At 36.9% G+C, this 14,464-nt stretch carries 11 protein-coding genes and 2 riboswitches; of the genes, 3 read left to right on the forward strand and 8 right to left on the reverse strand.

Annotated elements, in window-relative coordinates; genetic code table 11:
* Window positions 1–35: 35 nt before the first annotated feature.
* Together J2Y03_RS11855 and J2Y03_RS11860 are read right to left on the reverse strand one after the other, a co-directional pair.
* A complete protein-coding gene (locus J2Y03_RS11855; RefSeq protein WP_310194303.1) occupies window positions 36–239 on the reverse strand; it encodes a hypothetical protein in 204 nt (67 codons plus the stop codon).
* Entirely contained in the window at window positions 223–1,140 is a 918-nt protein-coding gene (locus J2Y03_RS11860; RefSeq protein WP_310194305.1) for a WD40/YVTN/BNR-like repeat-containing protein, read from the reverse strand. The genes J2Y03_RS11855 and J2Y03_RS11860 overlap by 17 nt, the downstream gene beginning before the upstream one ends.
* A gap of 263 nt (window positions 1,141–1,403) precedes the next feature.
* Here J2Y03_RS11860 and J2Y03_RS11865 point away from each other — a divergent pair, with 263 nt between their 5' ends.
* Complete coding sequence (locus J2Y03_RS11865) at window positions 1,404–2,231, forward strand: EcsC family protein (RefSeq protein ID WP_310194928.1); 828 nt, start codon at window positions 1,404–1,406, stop codon at window positions 2,229–2,231.
* Window positions 2,232–2,304: 73 nt separating this feature from the next.
* Here the strand turns inward: J2Y03_RS11865 and J2Y03_RS11870 are convergent, their stop codons facing one another.
* From J2Y03_RS11870 to helD, 5 genes are all read right to left on the reverse strand, one after another.
* A complete protein-coding gene (locus tag J2Y03_RS11870) occupies window positions 2,305–2,760 on the reverse strand; it encodes a flavodoxin domain-containing protein (protein WP_310194307.1) in 456 nt (151 codons plus the stop codon).
* Entirely contained in the window at window positions 2,741–3,784 is a 1,044-nt protein-coding gene (locus tag J2Y03_RS11875) for a ribonucleotide-diphosphate reductase subunit beta (RefSeq protein ID WP_310194308.1), read from the reverse strand. Before J2Y03_RS11875 ends, J2Y03_RS11870 begins: the two co-directional genes overlap by 20 nt.
* 30 nt (window positions 3,785–3,814) lie before the next feature.
* Entirely contained in the window at window positions 3,815–6,097 is a 2,283-nt protein-coding gene (locus J2Y03_RS11880) for a ribonucleoside-diphosphate reductase subunit alpha (protein ID WP_310194310.1), read from the reverse strand.
* 206 nt (window positions 6,098–6,303) lie between these two features.
* Window positions 6,304–6,481: riboswitch (cobalamin riboswitch) on the reverse strand.
* A 93-nt stretch (window positions 6,482–6,574) separates the two neighbouring features.
* Window positions 6,575–8,872: a 5-methyltetrahydropteroyltriglutamate--homocysteine S-methyltransferase gene (gene metE / locus J2Y03_RS11885; RefSeq protein ID WP_310194312.1), complete on the reverse strand. Its 2,298-nt coding sequence runs from the start codon at window positions 8,870–8,872 to the stop codon at window positions 6,575–6,577.
* 153 nt (window positions 8,873–9,025) lie between these two features.
* Window positions 9,026–9,216: riboswitch (cobalamin riboswitch) on the reverse strand.
* Window positions 9,217–9,363: 147 nt separating this feature from the next.
* Window positions 9,364–11,652 (reverse strand): RNA polymerase recycling motor HelD, encoded by a 2,289-nt coding sequence (helD, locus tag J2Y03_RS11890; protein WP_310194315.1) that lies wholly within the window; start codon window positions 11,650–11,652, stop codon window positions 9,364–9,366.
* A 540-nt stretch (window positions 11,653–12,192) separates the two neighbouring features.
* Here helD and J2Y03_RS11895 point away from each other — a divergent pair.
* Window positions 12,193–12,627 (forward strand): GNAT family N-acetyltransferase, encoded by a 435-nt coding sequence (locus J2Y03_RS11895; RefSeq protein ID WP_310194931.1) that lies wholly within the window; start codon window positions 12,193–12,195, stop codon window positions 12,625–12,627.
* Between the two features lie 39 nt (window positions 12,628–12,666).
* Window positions 12,667–12,819, forward strand: coding sequence for a hypothetical protein (locus tag J2Y03_RS11900; RefSeq protein ID WP_310194317.1), 153 nt, complete (start codon window positions 12,667–12,669; stop codon window positions 12,817–12,819).
* Window positions 12,820–13,216: 397 nt separating this feature from the next.
* Here the strand turns inward: J2Y03_RS11900 and J2Y03_RS11905 are convergent, their stop codons facing one another.
* Window positions 13,217–14,032 carry a ZIP family metal transporter gene (locus tag J2Y03_RS11905; RefSeq protein WP_310194321.1) on the reverse strand — a complete coding sequence of 272 codons (816 nt, stop codon included), beginning with the start codon at window positions 14,030–14,032 and terminating at the stop codon, window positions 13,217–13,219.
* Between the last annotated feature and the right edge of the window lie 432 nt (window positions 14,033–14,464).

The following is a 14,464-nucleotide window of genomic DNA, read 5'->3' on the forward strand; positions in this document are numbered from 1 at the left end:
CCGCCATGATACTCGAAACTATTATTTTCCATTTTTTATTTATTGAGAGTAGGAGAAATATTGAAAGAACAATGCCCATCACAATCATGATGTTTAGTATATAAAAAATTCGATTGTCTGCGTACTCCACATAGTACTTTGATTGTAATAGGAAGTATCCCATTTGTACTAGAAAGCCCTAGAGCAAAAAGGAAACACAACCATCCAGCTATTTTTCTATTTTTATTCATCTGTTTCATTTGGTGGTACCTCCATTGAAAACCCCCATGTCCTTCCGTTGTCGTTTGAAACGAATTTCCCCTTCCCCTTCCCGCCTTCGTAGTCCCCATTAGGGCCTTGATTAATATAAACTGCTAGGTGATCTTCTTCTTTAAAAGGGACTTCAGCCATTACAAAGATTTCATGATACTTCTCCGGAATCGTAATCGTTGCTTTACTCCAAGATTTTCCGCCATCTTGTGTGTGGTAAAGGTCGGATTCAACTGGGTTAAGGATTCCAAATGATAGAAAACCTGTATGTTCGTCAACAAAACCGCCATCATAAATTAATCTTGTTACATTGGAATGTGTCGTCTCTTTCCACTGTTTACCGCCATCATTCGTGAGGTAGACCGTCGTCCATTCTGATGACATGGTTCGATCACCTGAAATGATGACATAGCCAAAGGATTCTGTTAAAAACCCAACCTTTCGGAAGCGGATGGGTGGATACTGCTCCTTTACAACGGTATTTTCCCATGTCTCCCCTCTGTCTAGAGAGTAAATCAGTCTCATACTTCCACCATCTGAATGTAAAAAGGCAGCACGATTTTCCGAGAGAATATAGCTCTTATCAATGAGCTCCTGCTCGTCACCGTTATATTCGCCTTCAAATAATTTCCCTTTCTCAACGGGGACTGTAATCCAATCCTTCCCTTTATTGAAGGAAATCTGTAATTGATCGTTTTGCAGCGAGTAACCAATTGAATCGTCTTCATAGATTGGCTGTAATGGGGCTGGTTGTGGAGGTTGAGTTTCGAGCTCTTCCCTAGGCTGGTTCAGTCCTGGTTTAGTCATTACTGAGGACTTTTCGTAATACCAAGTGGCAACGATTATACCAATAATCATCACACTAGCTGTCCCAATAATTATATTTTTCAATTGAAGTACCCCTTTTTCATGCATTACATTTCACTATACTAAGTATCTGGAAAAGGAATAAAAATAGCAACTTTTTCCTTTAACTGTAACAAACTTTTAGGTTTAAGTGACCAGATTCATCCATAAAGTTCTTGTAAGTTCTTTTTTAGTAAATGCACTCAACTCCGTTTGATGTGTTAAGAATTGGATATAGTATGGGTGAAACTTGTTTAACTTTTTTACGTATATACAATCAAGGATATTATTCAAATGATTATGACGGAGTGAAAAAAGTGGAATCTGTAGATTATTTAAAGGTTGAATTGAAAAAGATTGAAGCGTGGGAAAAAGAACAGAAGGATTTGTGGTTTTTGGAAAAAATTGGGCGCCTGCCTTTCATGCTCCTTGATAAGTTAACGCCCAAATTCATTCAAGATAAAATTGGATTGGCGATTGATGAATTAGGGAGCTACATTCAAACAGGCGGGCAATATTTAGTAAACGAAGAAACAATACTAAAAAAGTTCGTTCCTGAAGGATCGGTATTGACTGCGGATGAAATTCGCGTTGAGCTTCATAATCATGTACCCATTAGCAAAATGGATGAGGTTGCTGAAGAACTAGGAAATTCGAGAACAAAAATGGCAACCATTCAAGGGGCAACAACGGGGATTGGTGGGATTTTTACGCTGGCAGTAGATATTCCTGTTCTATTAGGGCTATCTCTTAAAGTATTACAAGAGATTTCTTTATGTTATGGCTATGATCCTAAAGAAAAATCAGAAAGAATTTTCATAGTAAAATGTCTGCAGTTTACTTCCTCTGACATTGTTGGCAAAAAGGCTATTTTAGAGGACCTTGCTTCCTTCCATCAAGGGAGTCAGAACAATCAAATTGTTTCACAGCTGCAAGGATGGCGTGAAGTTGTGACAACATACCGGGATTCCTTTGGATGGAAAAAGCTCTTTCAAATGGTCCCAATTGCAGGAATCATCTTTGGCGCCTTGATCAACCGCTCCTCCATGAGTGATGTCGCCGAGGCAGGAAAAATGTTATATCGCAAACGGAGAATTCATGATCGATTAAAGCAAATGGAATCAATTCGGGAATAGTCAAAATAAAACAGACTAAGGAATTATGCAAAAAACGCTGTATGAACTGCGTTTTTTGCATAAATGGTGCCTGTCACTTCATGCGCTTTACTATAGATTCAACAAACTTTTGACAGCGATGTAGATCTTGTCTTTGCGGAGTTAACTCAACTTTCAACGTTGCTGCAAGGATTGTATGAACGTATAGCATGTCTCGAAACAGGTCAACTGCTCCACAATAGTTTGGATAACAGCTATCGCCTGTTCCAAATACAGCTGTAATCATACCTTTTCTTTCTAATACTTCAAACTCACGATAAATTGTCCTCATTTCCTTAGGGATATTCCCCGTTCCCCATGTGTAAGTTCCAAAGATAACCACATCATAATCATGTAAATGAGATACTGAAAACTCATCAATCCTATAAATAGAAATGTCGACCGATTGGCGACAGAAAATACGAAAGATTTCCTCTGCCAATTCCTTGGTGTTTCCAGTTATAGTAGTGTATATGATAACCACTTTCATATTACAATTCGTCAAATCCATTTGACTGTGAGACTTTAGAATAGGTTCTTGATTTTTGCTCAAAGAAATCGGATTTTGTCTCATTCATCATTTCATCACCAAATAGTTGAATCCAAGGCATTGGGTTCGTTCTCTCTTCATAAAGGTTATTCAATCCAAGCTGTCGTAATCGCTTATTTGCAAGGTATTCCACATAGCCTTCAAATTCATTTAAATCAATTCCTTTACTATCTGCTAAAATGAAATGAGCCCATTCTTTTTCTAGTTTAACAGCCTCGTTAATCGTTTGATAAACATATTCGATGTTTTCATCCGTATGTAGCTCAGGATTTTCGGTTAAAAGTATCCGAATAAACTGGGCCATAAAGTAGGCATGCTGCATTTCATCTCTTTGAATATAACTAATCATCGTGCTTGTTTTCAGCATTTTTTGCTGGCGTGCTAGATTATAGAAAAAAGCAAAACCTGCATAAAAATAAATGCCCTCAAGAATAATAGAATTTACACTTAATTTAAATAATGTTCCCATCGTAGGGTTTTCTCTAAAGTTCTCATAAGCATCTAAAATAAGTTGATTTCGCTTTTTTACGATTGGATCACTTTTGGCTTGATTAAACCGTTCATTTTGTTCATCTAGAGGAATGAGCGAGCTTAGGATATAAGAATAGGATTCATTATGTACAGCTTCTTGCTGTGAAATAACAGCAAAAATCGCTTTAAAGCTAGAGTCTGTCACATAATCCATCACTTGAGTCATGGTTGGTGTTTGCAGACTATCTAGTGAAGCAAGCTGGGTGTTGATTCGCAGAAAAACATCTTTTTCTTTCTCACTTAGGAGTTCCCATTGCTTAATATCATCCTGCATATTAATTTCTTGTGCTTTCCAAAAGTTTGATAGCAGTGTTTGATACAAATCATACATTTGTGGATAGGCGATATCGTTCCAATTAAGAAGACCTGAAGACTGTCCATTTATGATTTTAGTTGATTTATTTGGATATTCAGGATTTAACAGCTTAATTTTTGTCAAAGGTATAGGTATCATCTTATTCAAACCTCCTCATTTTCTTGTCTACTAACTATGACATGCTTCACATTCTTCAATCTCAGTTTGAGAAGTACTTCTAATATAATAGGTGGTTTTTAAACCTAGCCTCCATGCTTCCATATGAAGATTTAATAAATCCTTCGCTTTGATATCATGACGAACATATATATTAAAGCTAATCGATTGATCAATGTGTCGCTGGCGGGCTGCGTTTTGCTTAATACTCCACGTTTGATCCAATACATGCCTCGTACGGCGATAGAAATTGTACGTAGTATGATCCAAATCCGGTGCCGTTACTTTAAATTTAAAGTTTTTCTTCTCCTCGGCAAATTCGACAGCATATAAAGGATCTATTCCATCGGTAGAACCACCAATTTTTGCAGTAGAGGAGTTGGGAGCAACCGCCATCAACCAGCCATTGCGGATTCCACATTTTGATACATCCTGCTTCAATTGTGTCCAGCGGTTTGTGCTATAATTTTTCCGTTCAAAATACTTACCTGTTTGCCATTCGGACCCTTCAAATTTACTATAAGCCCCTTTTTCAATAGCTAATTCCATCGATGAACGAATGGTTAAATAAGCAATATCTTCATAAAGTCGATCAGCCAAAGAAACTGCCTCATCTGATTGCCAGTGGATTCCTTCTAATGCCAGAAGATGATGCCAGCCAAATGTACCTAAGCCCACTGCTCGATATTTTTTATTTGTGACTTCAGCTTGTTTAACGGAAATGGAATTAATATCAATGACATTGTCTAACATTCTCATCTGAATGGGAATCAGCTTTTCTAAAACATTATCCTTCACTGCTTTAGGAAGATTAATAGAAGATAAATTACATACAACAAATTCTCCTGGTTTCCGAACAATAACGATATTATCATCTTCATCCTGATATTCTTTGACAATCGTAGTAGCAGACATGTTCTGAGTAATCTCTGTACACAAATTGCTGCAAAAAATAGACGTCCGCCCTGTTCCATTTATATGTTTGTTAGGATTTTGTCGATTTACTTCGTCTCGATAAAACATAAAGGGTGTACCTGTTTCTAATTGAGAAATCATGATTCTGGCCATGATATCCATTGCTCGATAGGTTTTACGAGGGAGAAGAGGATGTTTCACTGCTTCTTCGTACTTTACCGTAAAGAGTTTTTCATCAACCTCATCATAGAAGTCTTCTAGACCAAGAGTCGTACCGTTTTCATCCTTCCATCCCATTATTTGTTTTACTTGATGCGGACAAAAGGTATGCCATTCGCCTACACTACGACAATTTTCATCGACTTCTTCAAGTTTCTTCATAAATAAATCAGGAATCGACACACCCGTAAAAATATCATGTGCCTTACGCCTTTCGTCTCCGTTGTTTGTTTTTAGATCTAGAAATCCATTCATAATGTCCTTATGGAATACATCTAAATAAACCGCTATCGCTCCCTGTCTTTGACCCAGTTGGTCTACACTCACAGCCGTATCGTTAATAAGTCTAATCCAAGGTACAACACCAGAAGAATTCCCCTTAAACTTTTTTATATCTGAGCCTAATGCACGCACTTTTCCAAGATAAATACCTAACCCGCCGCCATCTTTACTTAATCTAGCAATATCCCAATTATTTAAATAAATACCATCTAAAGAATCCTCTACGGTGTCAATAAAACAAGAAGATAGCTGACCAATGCTTTTTCCTGCATTGGATAATGTCGGTGTAGCAACTGTCATATACAGGTTACTTAGCGCCCAGTATGCTTTTTTTACATAACCTAACCGCTCTGCCTTTGGTTCATTCTGCATTAATGTCATGGCGATAATCATAAAACGTTCTTGAGGTAACTCGTAATTATTTCCTTCGTAGTCTTTAGCAAGATAACGATCCGCCAGTAAAAATAATCCTATGTAAGTAAACAAATGATCCCGCTCAGGAACTATTTCAGAACCTAAACTTTCAATCTCTTCTTTTGTATATGCTTGTAATAGATCATTTGAATAGATTCCAATCCCCGTTAATTCGGTAATAAGGGAACTAAAATCTCCATACTTTTCTTCATGTTTATATCCTCTACTTGTTGCTGCCCTATGGTAAAGTTCATCTATGTATAAATTTGCCGCGAGAAAGGTCCAATTTGGATCTTCCATTGAAATTTGATTTAATGCATAAAGAAGTGATGACTCATATCGAGAAAATTCTTCAAGTTCAGATACTTTGTTATAGATTTGCGAAGTGTCTAGGTTGTATTTTTCAGAAGCTTTTTTAATTGTTTCCAATACGGAATCCATTTCTGATTGAAGTTTAATGCTCATTTCCATTTCTCCTCTGAAAATTCATTTATTTTCAACCGCCTCTCTTGTGTCCCTCATTTCTTAACATAATCATGTTACTAATCTTCGAGAAACAACAAAAACCCATCTAAGAAGATGGGTCAGTAAACGGGATTATTCTCGTAAACAGTATGAATTACTGTATAAGTAAGAGAAACCTCGTTTACCTTCCCAACTCCCGAAGAAGATAATACGCTTTAAAAATGGCAGGTCTCCTGACTCATGCTTATTCCTACTATAAGCCCTTCCCGTCCAAAGACAGTGGATATACTTATTTCGTCAGCATTTACAGTTGCGGGTACAGTTCTGGATTCTCACCAGATTCCCTATTAAGTCTTTTCAGACACCATTTTAATTGTTCAATATCTATATTTAGTATTTTTAATGTAATAACAACACTATATATTGTGTATTTTAAATATAATATACATGATCTGCTTTGACAACCTTTTATTTCAATTATCCTTTTTTCAGCAACAGTTTTTCTCTTGCTAGTTCAGCCGCTTTAACCATTACCTCTAGTGCTGCAACCGACTCCTCCATCCCGCGAGTTTTCAACCCACAGTCGGGATTAATCCAGAACAACTTTGGATCAAGGACTTGAAGCGCACGATCAATATTCCTCGTCATCTCCTCAAGTTTTGGTACGCGTGGACTATGAATATCGTACACTCCTAAACCAATGCCTTTATCATAAGTTTTATCTTCAAAGGCATTGATTAATTCACCATGACTCCTTGATGTCTCAATGGAAATAACATCCGCATCGAGTGCTTCAATCGCATTGATAATTTCTTTAAAATTCGAATAACACATATGTGTATGAATTTGTGTATCGTTTCGGACGGAGGATGTTGCCAGTTTAAACGCATAAACCGCAGCGTTCAAATAGCTTTCCCAGTTTTTACGCTTTAACGGCAATCCTTCACGAATGGCTGGTTCATCCACTTGAATCATTCGGATTCCGTTTTCTTCAAGTATTTCAACTTCTTTTCTAAGCGCTAGCGCTATTTGATTTGCAACATCATAGCGCGGAATATCATCACGTACAAAAGACCAGTTAAGAATAGTAATGGGACCTGTCAACATACCTTTTACTGGCTTTGTTGTTAACGATTGTGCATAAACCGTTTCCTCAACCGTCATTGGTGCTTGGAAAGACACATCCCCATATATAAGCGGCGGCTTTACGCATCGTGAGCCATATGACTGTACCCAGCCGAATTTTGTGAATTGAAAGCCAGCTAATTTTTCACCAAAATATTCGACCATGTCTGTACGTTCAAATTCTCCATGGACGAACACATCAAGGCCAAGTTCCTCTTGAATATCGATCCACTTTTTTATTTCTGCTTTTATATATTCCTCATATTCCCTATCAGTTAACTCGCCTTTACGCCAATTTAAACGCTGTTTTCTTACTTCTTGGGTTTGAGGGAAACTTCCAATCGTTGTGGTTGGAAGAAGTGGTAATGAATAAGCCTCTTCCTGAACCTGTTTACGGACTTTAAATGGTGTCTCGCGCTCCGCTCTATACGTATGTAACTGGTGAATGGCATTCCGAACTTGATTATTGTTTCGAGATGATGATTCATTTAATGCTTGTATCGCTTTAGAACTAACTGCAATCTCTTCCTGTATCGTTTCTTTCCCATCCCATACTCCCTTTGTTAATAAAACGATTTCAGCTAATTTTTCGTCAGCAAAGGATAGTGCATTTTTTAGAACCTCATTCATTGTTTCTTCGCTTCTAACCGTCACAGGTACATGCAATAAGCTTGATGAACCTTGTACTATCAGGCGAGCTCTCGAAACAACTTCCTCTATTTCTGCCAATAGAGATGATTTTTCATTGAGATCCGCACGCCATATGTTACGGCCGTCAATGACACCAGCAGCAAGTACCTTATCTTTTGGGAAGCCAAACTTTTTTAAGGCAGCAAGATTCTGACCTTGATCATGGACAAAATCCAGCCCAATTCCTTTTACAGGAAGTGAAATAACTGTCTCGTAATCATCGATGCTATCAAAATAAGTTTGTAAAATCACTTTTAGCTTCGGTGCTGCTTCATTCAATTTTTGATAGACATCCACAACTAGATTAAGCTCTTCTTTTGTAATGGTTGTAGCTAAAATGGGTTCATCCATTTGGACCCATTCTACTCCTTCATTCTCTAATTCTTGTAAAATCTCCGAATATAGTGGGACAAATTGATTAACAACTGATGTAAAGTTACTTTCTCTAAAGCCTTTAGACAGCTTAACAAAAGTAACAGGACCTAAAATAACTGGCTTGCCGTCAATATTAAGTTTTTGTTTCGCCTCCCTATAGAATTGTAGTGGGCGGTTTTCCACGAGACTAGGAACGACAGTATCCAACTCTGGAACGATATAGTGATAGTTTGTGTTAAACCATTTGGTCATTTCCGATGCAACCGCACCTTTCGTTCCCCTTGCGATATCAAAATATGTTTCTAGCGATACGTTTCCTCCACTATATTCAAAGCGGTTCGGCACGAGACCAAACATAACAGCTGTATCTAGAACATGATCATACAAGCTGAAATCTCCGACAGGAATAATATCGATTCCCTTTTCCTTTTGCTTCTGAAGAGTCGTAAGACGAATCTCTTCCATTTCCTTTAAAAATGATTCTTTATCCAGTTTACCCGCCCAAAACTGTTCAAGTGCTTTTTTCCATTCTCGTTTTTCACCAATTCTCGGATAACCTAAATTTGAACTTTTCACTTTACTCATCTTCCTACACTCCTTGAAAAGCTATATTTTCGTCAACAACTAAAAAATCTCCCTTTTCTATTAGAAAAGAGAGATTGTATGAACAATTAACTAGAGTTGAGACCATCTGGTTTTCTCAACACCTATCTCACTCCCCTCTATACACCCGTAGAGTACAAGCACACACAACAGGCAGGTCTCCTGACTTAGGTTCATCGCTTCTTATCCCTTCCCATTTCTAGTGAAACAGTGGTTATCGATAAGTTGCTCACCCATACAGTGGCGGGACCGTGCCGGAATTTCACCGGACTTCCCTTTTAAGCTGAGGAATTGATTCACACAGCACCTATTGCATTATGTATGAAATTTTAAGCAATATTTTACAATAATTCGAATTTAATAGCCATGTTAGCATGAGAAACAAAGACTGTCAAAATTTAATTGCATTGTATAAAGTTCCTTTTATGCAAAAACCGCTGCATAGACAGCGGTTTTTGCATAAATGGTGCCTGTCACCAAACTCTATCTAATAATAAATCTGATTGCGATTTGCCGTACAGATACAATCTATGCATGGGTCTGGTCATGGCGACATACAACAATTTGATATCGATTTCTTCATCACTGTATTTTTCTTCTAAGGTAACAATCAATACGGCGTCGAATTCTAGTCCTTTTGAAAGATAGGAAGGCAAGATCACAACGCTGCCCTTTTTCATATCTTCTTTTTCTTCTAACAGCTGAATTGGAAGATTGCTATTTTCTAGCAGTTTATGGATTCGTACACAGTCACTGTCGGTTCGTCCAATAATTGCAATCGAGTTAAGTTCTTCCTTTTTCAGTAAATGGATATCATTTTCAAGTGTTTCTCTTACCTCCTGCAAATTGCCAGGGTCAATTTTCGTAAAGCGTGGTTTGTCCCCATGGCGAATGACTGGTTGAACGATGGGCAAGTCCTTCCCCATAATCGCAAGAATGTCATTAGCTAACTCCATAATCTCCACAGTGGTTCGATAACTCTTTTGCAACGCATGATAATTTGCATTTGGGAAAATATCCTTTACTAATGGTTCCCAACTATTTAATCCTCGATAGGAATGAATTCCTTGGGCTAAATCTCCCACAATCGTAAACAAGTCCGTTTCAAAGCCTTCCTTAAGTGCAGCAAATTGGAAATAGCTATAATCCTGAGCCTCATCAATGAAAATACTTTTCATTTTATATTTTTCGTCGATTCCTTCTAGTTTCGCCTTCATATAAAATAATGGGGCTAAATCCTCCAGTTCCAGCGCTTTCTTTTCAAAAACCTTTTGACAGTATCGACTTAACTTCTTACATTCTATCTCTGAAAGGGCTGGGGAAAACTTTTGCAGTAGTTCGGGCGAAGTCATCAAACCCTTATATAGCGTAAAAATATCTTTTTTCACAAAAGGATCCAGATAATTTTTGACAGCTGCCTTCGACTCTTGCTCCACCGTACGAATTCTCTTTTCTTTGGTATCCATGATAAAGACTACTTTTTCCCTTCTTTTATCAGGATCCATCCTCGTATTATAAAGAGCCTTTTCTAAAGCTTCGTCATATTTAACATTAATTTTGTTCAAGATGACTGATTTTTTTATCCGTAAATCATTGGCTAATAAATTTTTTATTTTATCCAATCTCTTATAAATCGGTAAGTAGTGAAATTCTTTTAAAAATAATCTTTTGATTTTTTTCCCCTTCATTAAAAGCGACTTTTCAATGATAAAATCGTTTGAAGGTGCTAAATTTTCTTCAATGTCCCTAATATAGCGATCGATTAACTCCTTAAAATCCAAAGATCCTTTATAACTGGAAACCCAATGTATCCATTTGGTTTTTTCTTCTCCTTTTAAAAGGGCCATTAATTTTGAATTCGGAGAGAGTAATTTCATTTTCCTGCCTAGACTGGCTCTCATGAAATCAACATAGGTGGTTTGTTTAATCTTGTTTACTCCTAAGTCAGGGAGAACAGCGGATATATAATCGATAAACAATCGGTTTGGTGCTAGGATCATTAATTTTTCTGGAGGAAATCGATATCCAGAAGAGTAGAGAAAGTAGGAAATTCTATGGAGGGCAATGGTTGTTTTTCCACTTCCCGCAGCCCCTTGCACAATAATCGGGTGCTTAAGAGATGCACGAATCACTTCATTTTGCTCATTTTGGATGGTGGCGACGATTTCGGTTAAGCGGTTGTCCGCTTTTCCGGATAAGGACTTCTGTAATAATTCATCATGTGTAGTTAAATCGATATCGCGAATCTCTTTTAAAAAGCCATTTTCTATTTCATACTGTCTTTTTAACGATAAATAACCACTTTGCATTTCCCCATAGGCATCATAGGTTACATCCCCTAGCCGACCATCATAGTAAACACTTGCAATCGGAGACCGCCAATCGACAATTATGGGAATCTGATTGACACGGTCAAACAAGGAGGCTTTTCCAATATATAAAATTTCTTCGTCGGTATCACCTGAGTTTGTAAAATTAATTCTCGAAAAGTACGGTTTGCCGATGACGCTTGCTAACCTTTCCAATTCACTCTCCGCTAATTCTAAATATTGAGCATTCGTAAGTAAGGTCATGTAGCTTAAACTACTATCGGATGTATCAAGATCAGCAAAGGCTTCCTTCAGATTCTCCACAAACTGTTGTTTATTCCCCTTCGACATTTCCAAAACATTTTTTATGTATTCCTTGGTAAACTCTAAACGCTCAATTTCTGTTTGATAATCCTTATGTTCACGAACTGAATTTTGTTTTTTTGTGCTCATCCTCTTAATCCGTCACCTCTCAATATGAGTTTCTAGTAAGAATTCAGAAACAAAAAGAAACATCTACAATTTTTTGTAGATGCATTCAATCTCAATGGAGCTATATTTTACCATTTGACAAGTATTAATACAATTTATTTGTTTACCCTTGGAAATAGAGTAAAGCAATCAGGAAAATGATTAGTCCTATTAAGAGAATAGGACCTACACTAGTACTTAACACGAAGTAAATTCTAATATTGAGAAGTAAATTAATAATTAGGACGATAAGTATGCAAATAAGGATTAAAATAGTTAACTGGACATTCCGATTTCGATTCCGATTCAAAGAATTTACTCCCTCCTAGAAGCTCTACAGGGATACTTCATTTACCGCACTACTTTTGTTTTTTATATAAATATTTTAAAGTGTCCAGAAATATTCGTACTAGTTTACCTTGTATATGATTGTAGTGTTATTAAAAACCTTGAACTTCCGGCTTTTTACATATAATGTTAGAAGATATTAATTTGTCTATAAAGTAGAAAGGGATGAATTTGATGAAGGCAACGAGAATCACTAGGGAAGAAGATTTACATGCAGCTTTTGAAATTAGAAAGAAAGTCTTTGTAGAGGAACAAGGAGTTCCTTTAGTAGATGAATTTGACGAGTTTGACCTACTGAATGGACAATGTGAACACATATTAGTCTATTACAACGAACAGGCTGTAGGTACCGGGCGAGTACGATGGGTCGAGGGCTACGGAAAGTTAGAAAGAATCTGTATCTTAAAGCCTTTTCGTAAATACGGTCTTGGAAAGGTCATAATTAAAACATTAGAGCAAATTGCTGAGGAAAATGGTTCAACTCAAGTTAAGTTACATGGACAAACACAAGCTGAGGGTTTTTATAAAAAACTTGGCTATCAAACTTCATCCAGTGAGTTTCTAGAGGATGGAATCCCTCATTTTTTAATGACAAAAAAATTACACTAACTAATGGAATATCAATAAATTTATAGGGAGCGGATAAAAATGACAACCAAAAAAAACAAAGACATTTGGAATGCTAATTTGTATGATGGAAACCATTCATTTGTTTCAAAGTATGGAAGTGATTTAATTGAATTGTTGGCTCCCAAAAAGGGTGAATCAAAGGGGTACTTGAGGATAAGAAAGACTACATAATTAATCAGATTGAGGAACAATTAAAGGAAGTATTATCTAAAGATGGAAAATGGATTGCAGATTATAAGAGAATTCGTGTGATTGGGATTAAAAGTTAATCACAAAAAGGGTGTGAAATCATGAGGATTTAACGCCCTTTATTTATATTCTAAATGTAATATTATTAACTTTAGTCGATTCTATCTCAGCACCTCTAAGTAATTGATTAATCTGTCCACGATGGTAGTGACCGTGATTGCAACATGTGTTAAGATCTCTCATTCAAGGGGCTTTTACCTTTCGCAGTAATAGGTAAAGTCACATTCATCCCAAAAAACTAATTACTAGAGTAGGGAGAGTTTAAAACAATGTAAGTCACGTTAGAGTTTTCATAATATTATTCATGGCAGCAACCAATTTATCCTAATGCAACATCGAGAATCATCATCAATACAAAACCAACCATTAAACTCATAGAAGCCAGATCCTTATTGCCTTTTTCTTGTGAGCTTGGAATGACTTCTTCAGCTACAACAAATATCATTGCTCCTGCCGCAAAACTTAATGCGTAAGGCAGTAATGGCTCAATAAATGCGACAGCAAATGCACCAATAACTGCGGCGATAGGTTCGACCATACCTGAAAATTGTCCATAGAAGAAGCTTTTTCTACGAGACATTCCCTCACCTCTTAAAGGCATTGAAACCGCCACACCTTCAGGAAAGTTTTGTATACCGATTCCAAGGGCAAGGGTCAATGCACCAGCTAAAGAAGCTTCAGTTCCCCCATTTGCAAGTGCACCGAAAGCAATCCCCACAGCTAACCCCTCTGGGATATTATGAAGGGTAATGGCAAGGACCAACAGTGTACTTCTTTTTCTTTCTTTAGGATAAAGTCCCTCCGCTTTGCTAAGAGGAGTATTTGGATGAAGATGAGGTAGAATCTTATCAATTCCCCATAAAAAAATCCCTCCTAATAAAAATCCAAATGCTGCTGGAAACCAAGCTCCTATGGCATTGTCCGCTGACATTTCGATTGCTGGTCCCAATAAAGACCAATAACTGGCTGCAATCATTACACCTCCAGCAAATCCTAACATACTATCTAATAATCGCTGGTTTATTGTTTTTGTTGCAAAAACGAGCGTAGCCCCTAACGCAGTCATTCCCCACGTAAATAAGGTAGCTATAAATGCTTGTCCAATAGGAGTAAAATTTTGAAAAAAATTAATCATAAAAAAGACTCCTTTCTTACACCCCAATTAGATTAGGTTTAAAATGTTTCCCGCAGGAAACATTTTGGGTCTAAGCAAATAAATAGTCAATCTCTAATCTCTAATTTTGGCAATAAAATAAGAGCCTAAATATTCAGCTCCTTGTTTTAAACCATATTTTAACCAATAATTGTTGGAATTAACCTGCTTCGTTAGTGCAACTAGTGTAAAAGATACCTTTTAACAAATCCAACAATTAAGAGTGCCATTTCAGCCACTATTAACGAAATTAGTTCAGAAATCCTTATAAACCTATGATAATTAGGAGATTTTGCGTTTATGTGATACAATTTATTTACCATTTGATTTACTGTTCACATGTTCCCCACTCATTCATGAGTGGGGTTCCTTGTTTTTCTGTTAAAATAAATAAAAAAACAGACTCTAAAATAG

Origin of the sequence: Neobacillus niacini (genome assembly GCF_031457145.1) — a bacterium.
GTDB lineage: Bacteria > Bacillota > Bacilli > Bacillales > Cytobacillaceae > Neobacillus > Neobacillus niacini_J.

What these genes read in the sequence shown, in the direction of transcription:
- J2Y03_RS11855 (WP_310194303.1), bottom strand. Translation starts at nt 239, where the DNA reads ATGAAACAGATGAATAAAAATAGAAAAATAGCTGGATGGTTGTGTTTC.
- J2Y03_RS11870 (WP_310194307.1), bottom strand. Translation starts at nt 2,760, where the DNA reads ATGGATTTGACGAATTGTAATATGAAAGTGGTTATCATATACACTACT.
- metE (WP_310194312.1), bottom strand. Translation starts at nt 8,872, where the DNA reads ATGAGTAAAGTGAAAAGTTCAAATTTAGGTTATCCGAGAATTGGTGAA.
- J2Y03_RS11880 (WP_310194310.1), bottom strand. Translation starts at nt 6,097, where the DNA reads ATGAGCATTAAACTTCAATCAGAAATGGATTCCGTATTGGAAACAATT.
- helD (WP_310194315.1), bottom strand. Translation starts at nt 11,652, where the DNA reads ATGAGCACAAAAAAACAAAATTCAGTTCGTGAACATAAGGATTATCAA.
- J2Y03_RS11900 (WP_310194317.1), top strand. Translation starts at nt 12,667, where the DNA reads ATGACAACCAAAAAAAACAAAGACATTTGGAATGCTAATTTGTATGAT.
- J2Y03_RS11875 (WP_310194308.1), bottom strand. Translation starts at nt 3,784, where the DNA reads ATGATACCTATACCTTTGACAAAAATTAAGCTGTTAAATCCTGAATAT.
- J2Y03_RS11895 (WP_310194931.1), top strand. Translation starts at nt 12,193, where the DNA reads ATGAAGGCAACGAGAATCACTAGGGAAGAAGATTTACATGCAGCTTTT.
- J2Y03_RS11905 (WP_310194321.1), bottom strand. Translation starts at nt 14,032, where the DNA reads ATGATTAATTTTTTTCAAAATTTTACTCCTATTGGACAAGCATTTATA.